This window comes from Streptomyces sp. SID5464, assembly GCF_009862985.1.
Taxonomy (GTDB): Bacteria; Actinomycetota; Actinomycetes; order Streptomycetales; family Streptomycetaceae; genus Streptomyces; species Streptomyces chartreusis_D.
This window is the reverse complement of record NZ_WWIQ01000045.1, coordinates 78,691-80,134: the sequence shown is the minus strand read 5'-3', so window position 1 is coordinate 80,134 and position 1,444 is coordinate 78,691. Positions and strand designations below refer to the sequence as shown.

1 protein-coding gene and 1 pseudogene are annotated in these 1,444 nt (G+C 64.9%); one reads left to right on the top strand and one right to left on the bottom strand.

Annotated elements, in window-relative coordinates; translation table 11 throughout:
* Window positions 1-207: 207 nt before the first annotated feature.
* Window positions 208-1,080 carry an NAD(P)H-binding protein gene (locus GTY47_RS22335; RefSeq protein WP_040904311.1) on the top strand — a complete coding sequence of 291 codons (873 nt, stop codon included), beginning with the start codon at window positions 208-210 and terminating at the stop codon, window positions 1,078-1,080.
* Between the two features lie 31 nt (window positions 1,081-1,111).
* Here the strand turns inward: GTY47_RS22335 and GTY47_RS22330 are convergent.
* Window positions 1,112-1,348 (bottom strand): annotated as a pseudogene (locus GTY47_RS22330) (transposase); the annotation flags it as partial.
* Window positions 1,349-1,444 lie beyond the last annotated feature (96 nt).

The following is a 1,444-nucleotide window of genomic DNA, read 5'->3' as shown; positions in this document are numbered from 1 at the left end:
CCTCATTGTGTTAGCCGTTGTAACTGCTGGTTTCAAAATGGGTCGGCGAGAGACTAGAGCTGCTTCCCCGCTGCCTGTCATTCTCGCCGCCGTGGCCGACAAGCCTGTCGTTGGGACAGTTGCGTTCGTCGGTCGGCTCAACGTGGAACGGGGCTGTCCTCTTGTGGTGAGGCGTCCCCGTGAGCAGTGACGATCAGAAGGAGCATGATGGCGATCTTGGTGACCGGAGCCACCGGCAATGTCGGCCGGAACGTGGTCCGACGTCTCGTTGAGGCCGGCACGGAGGTGCGGGCTCTGACCCGCAGCCCACGCCCGGCAGGGTTACCGGAAGTCGTGCGCGTGATTGCGGGAGATCTCATGCAACCGGAATTACTCGCCGACGCGTTGAAAGAGGTCGACCGGATGTATCTCTTCCCGGTCGCCGAGACCGCACGGGAAGTGGTCGCCTTGGCTCGGCAGGCTGGCGTGCGCCGTATCGTGGTGCTGTCCTCCGGGGCTGTCACGGCAGGTTTCGACAGCGACTTCCACTTGCCGGTAGAGCGGGCGGTGGAGGAGTCGGGCCTGGAATGGACTCACGTGCGCCCAGGCGAGTTCGCGATGAACAAGCTGGCCCTGTGGGGCCCGTCCATCCGTGCCGAGGGCGTGGTGCGCGATCCCGACCCCGAGGCGGCCTGGTGTCCGGTACATGAGCAGGACGTCGCCGATGTCGCGGCCCTGGCTCTGCTGGAGGACGGGCACTGCGGACGGGCCTACACCCTCAACGGCCCCGACATGTTGTCGCATCGTCGACAAGTTGAACTCATCGCCGAAGCCATCGGCCGCCCGATCCGCTTCGAAGTGGTGAGCCGGGACGAGGCACGGGAGAACTACCGCAAGCAAGGAGGATTCGCGGCGGAGAACGCGGATTTCCTGCTCGGCTTCGAGGACTATTCAGGCGGCGAGACAGACCTGCAGGCACTCGAGGAATTCGATCCAACTGCGGTAGGCCCATCACCGACAGCCGAGGAGGTCACCGGAGTCCCGGCTCGCACCTTCGCCCAGTGGGCACACGACCATGCCCGGGAGTTTCTCCCTGACTGACCGTTTCTCGCGGCAAGCGGAGCTTTCGAAGGCAGATGATGCTGCACGCCAGGGCCAACAATCCTCGGTGCATGTCGGCACGTCGTTCGTAGCGGACGCGGAGCCGTTTGCACTGGTGCAGCCAGGCGAAGGCACGCTCGACGACCCAGCGCACCTTGCCAAGCCCCGAACCATGGGGGACGCCGCGTCGGGCGATCATCGGCTTGATGCCGCGTTTCCAAAGCAGGCGGCGGTACTTGTCGAAGTCGTATCCCCGGTCGGCGTAGAGGTGGGGTGGGTGATCGAGCGGACCTTCGCCTGCTCCACGGCTTCCGACGCACCTACGCATCCGCTGGGAACGGCGCGCTGACATCCACGAAGCGTT

Bases quoted from the DNA above. Each gene is read 5' to 3' on its own strand.
- GTY47_RS22335 (WP_040904311.1), top strand. From the start codon at position 208: ATGGCGATCTTGGTGACCGGAGCCACCGGCAATGTCGGCCGGAACGTG.